This is a genomic window from Mycobacterium sp. (genome assembly GCF_035570115.1).
In the GTDB taxonomy this organism is placed as follows: domain Bacteria; phylum Actinomycetota; class Actinomycetes; order Mycobacteriales; family Mycobacteriaceae; genus Mycobacterium.
In genome coordinates, this window is sequence record NZ_DATMLH010000335.1 from 1 (window position 1) to 3374 (window position 3374).

The 3374-nt window shown below is 68.2% G+C and carries 4 protein-coding genes; 3 read left to right on the forward strand and 1 reads right to left on the reverse strand.

Annotation, left to right across the window (positions count from 1 at the left end; translation table 11 throughout):
• Nucleotides 1–9 precede the first annotated feature (9 nt).
• Nucleotides 10–141: a rhomboid-like protein gene (locus VNW74_RS31365; RefSeq protein WP_414686834.1), complete on the forward strand. Its 132-nt coding sequence runs from the start codon at nt 10–12 to the stop codon at nt 139–141.
• Here VNW74_RS31365 and VNW74_RS31370 read toward each other — a convergent pair.
• Entirely contained in the window at nt 128–1054 is a 927-nt protein-coding gene (locus VNW74_RS31370) for a class I SAM-dependent methyltransferase (RefSeq protein ID WP_325684217.1), read from the reverse strand. The genes VNW74_RS31365 and VNW74_RS31370 overlap by 14 nt on opposite strands.
• 114 nt (nt 1055–1168) lie before the next feature.
• Here VNW74_RS31370 and VNW74_RS31375 point away from each other — a divergent pair, with 114 nt between their 5' ends.
• The gene (locus VNW74_RS31375) at nt 1169–2590 is read left to right on the forward strand and encodes an NAD(P)H-hydrate dehydratase (RefSeq protein ID WP_325684220.1); all 1422 of its coding nucleotides are present in this window, start codon (nt 1169–1171) and stop codon (nt 2588–2590) included.
• 29 nt (nt 2591–2619) lie between these two features.
• Nucleotides 2620–3374: pyridoxal-dependent decarboxylase (locus tag VNW74_RS31380; protein ID WP_325684222.1), on the forward strand; the 755-nt coding region annotated here is incomplete at its 3' end.

The window sequence follows — 3374 nt, forward strand, 5'->3', positions numbered from 1 at the left end:
CTCTGGGTCTTGATCATCGTCTTCGCCGTCCCGCTGATCATCGATCCGAACTTCACTGTAATCGGCCACTTCTCGTCGATCTTCATCGGCCTGTTGTTCTATCCGATGGCCCGACGACGGGGCAGGCCTAAGTCCGGGTAGCGGTCACGTAGCCGAGCCCGGAAGCCATCGCCGCTTCGTCGTCGTTGCTGGCCTGAATCGAAAGACCGTGAGCGGCAAACAAATCGGCAACACTGATGGCGGAGACATTCCAGCCGTGGCCGCCCAGGTAGTCGATCACGTCGTTGCGGTCGCCGCCGTACCACAAGTCGGTCATCTCCACGTCGAATCCGTGGTCGCGCCAGCGTTCGGTGGCTTGGCGCATCCGGTCGGCCATCATCGGCACCGCCTGGCTGGCGTCCGGCACGCTCTCGGTGGCCAGTTGACTGCCCGCGGCGCTCAGCATGGTGATGTTGTCCAGCAACGCATCCTGAGCCTCCGGCGGCAGAAACGGCATCAAGCCCTCTGCGCTCCACGCGGTGGGTTGGGTGGGATCAAGGCCGGCTTCACGCAACGCGGCCGGCCAGTCGTGGCGCAGATCGATGGCCACCGAGCGGCGGTCGGCGGTGGGGGTGGCGCCCAGATCAGCCAGGGTGGTGGTCTTGAACTCGATGACCGCTGGCTGGTCGATCTCGTAGACCGTGGTCCCGGCCGGCCAGGGCAACCGGTAGGCGCGTGCGTCTAGTCCAGATGCCAGGATCACCGCCTGGCGGATTCCGCCGTTGGTCGCCTGGAGAAAGAAGTCGTCGAAGAAGCGAGTGCGCACGGCCATCATGTCGCGCATCCGCTGCATGCCCCACGCGCCGTTGTCGTCGACCTCGGCCGGATTTAGTTCGCCACTGGCCAACCGGGTAAAGAAGTCCACGCCCACCGCACGGACCAGCGGCTCGGCGAACGGGTCGTTGATCAGTGGGTTGGCCGCCCGGCTCGCCAAGGCCCGCCCTACGGCGACGCCGGTCGCGGTGGCGCCCACGCTGGTGGTCAAGTCCCAGGTGTCGTTGTCGGTCCGTGTCATATCCGCCCCTCCAATACGTTGCATCAGCTTGATACTTAGCTTGTTTAATCGACTGTACGCCGATCGCGGGGCACGTAATGTTGGCAGCGAACCGACCGGAGGGCATGCGGGCGAATGCGGCACTACTACTCGGCTGAGGCGATCCGCGAGGCCGAAGCGCCGCTGCTGGCCAGCCAGCCCGACGGCGCGCTGATGCGGCGCGCGGCATACGGATTGGCCGACGCGATCATCGCCGAGTTGATTGCCCGTACGGGCGTGGTTTCCGGCCGCCGGGTGTGCGCAGTCGTCGGCTCCGGCGACAACGGCGGTGACGCGCTGTGGGCGGCGACGTTCCTGCGTCGCCGCGGCGCGGCCGCCGATGCGATCCTGCTGAAACCGGAACGCACCCACCAGAAGGGGTTGGCGGCATTCCGCAAAGCCGGCGGCCGGATCGTCAACGGCGTTGCCGCGTCAACGGATCTGGTGATTGACGGCGTCGTCGGTATTTCCGGTTCGGGTCCGCTACGGCCGGACGCGGCCGAAGTCTTCAAGGCCGTCGATGCCAACGCAATACCGGTTGTCGCCGTCGACATCCCCAGCGGCATCGACGTGGCGACCGGCGCGATCACCGGGCCCGCCGTGCACGCCGCGCTCACCGTCACCTTCGGCGGCCTGAAACCGGTCCACGCGCTGGCCGACTGCGGCCGCGTCCGCCTCATCGACATCGGCTTGGATCTGCCCGACACCGATGTGGTGGGCTTCGAAGCCGCCGACGTGGCCGCGCGCTGGCCGGTGCCCGGACCGCACGACGACAAGTACACCCAGGGCGTGACGGGGGTGATGGCCGGATCGTCGACCTATCCGGGTGCCGCGGTGCTGTGCACCGGCGCCGCTGTGGCGGCCACTTCTGGCATGGTCCGCTACACCGGCAGCGCACACAGCGAGGTGCTCGCGCATTGGCCGGAGGTGATTGCCTCGCCCACCCCTGCGTCGACCGGGCGGGTGCAGGCCTGGGTCGTCGGGCCAGGGCTGGGCACCGACGAAACCGGGGCCGGCGCGCTGTGGTTCGCGCTGGGCACCGACCTGCCGGTGCTGGTCGATGCCGACGCGCTGACCATCCTGGCCGCCCACCCCGATCTGGTGGCCAACCGCAAATCCCCGACTTTGCTCACGCCGCACGCCGGTGAATTCGCCCGACTGGCCGGCGCTCCGCCTGGCGATGACCGCGTCGGCGCCACCCGTAAGCTCGCCGACGCGCTCGGGGTCACCGTGCTGCTGAAGGGCAACGTCACCGTCATCGCCGAACCCGGCGGGCGGGTCTACCTCAACCCGGCCGGGCAGTCCTGGGCGGCGACCGCCGGATCCGGCGACGTGCTGTCCGGCATGATTGGCGCGCTGCTGGCCGCAGGGCTGCCGGCGGTCGAAGCCGCAGCCGCAGGCGCCTTCGTGCACGCGCGCGCGGCAGCGCTGTCGGCCGCCGACCCCGGTCCGGGTGACGCGCCGACGTCGGCGTCACGGATCGTCGGCCATATCCGAGCCGCCCTGGCCACCCTTTAGCACTGAGCCACCAACCGAAAGGATCCGTCGTGACCGCCAGTCGCCCGTCCGTCCCCGCACACTCGATTGCGCCCGCCTACACGGGCCGCATGTTCACCACCCCGGTGCCGGCATTGCGGCTGCCTGAGGAGTCGATGGATCCCGAGGCCGCGTACCGCTTCATCCACGACGAGCTGATGCTCGACGGCAGCTCGCGGCTGAACCTCGCCACCTTCGTCACCACCTGGATGGACCCCCAGGCGGACAGGCTGATGGCCGAGACGTTCGACAAGAACATGATCGACAAGGACGAATATCCGCTGACCGCGGCCATCGAGCAGCGCTGCGTGTGTATGGTGGCCGACCTGTTCCACGCCGATCACCTGCGCGACGACGATCCGTCCAGCGCCTGCGGAGCGTCCACCATCGGCTCCAGCGAGGCCGTCATGCTCGGTGGTCTGGCGATGAAATGGCGCTGGCGGGCCAAGGTGGGGAAGGGCTGGGAGAAGCGCACTCCGAACCTGGTGATGGGCTCCAACGTCCAGGTGGTGTGGGAGAAGTTCTGCCGGTACTTCGATGTCGAGCCGCGCTACCTGCCGATGGCGGAGGGGCGTTACGTCATCACTCCCGAGCAGGTCATCGACGCTGTCGACGAGGACACCATCGGCGTGGTGGCGATCGTGGGCACCACCTACACCGGTGAACTCGAACCGGTCGCTGAGTTCTGCGCAGCGCTGGACAAACTGGCCGCCGATGGGGGTGTGGACGTTCCGGTGCACGTCGACGCGGCCAGCGGGGGCTTCGT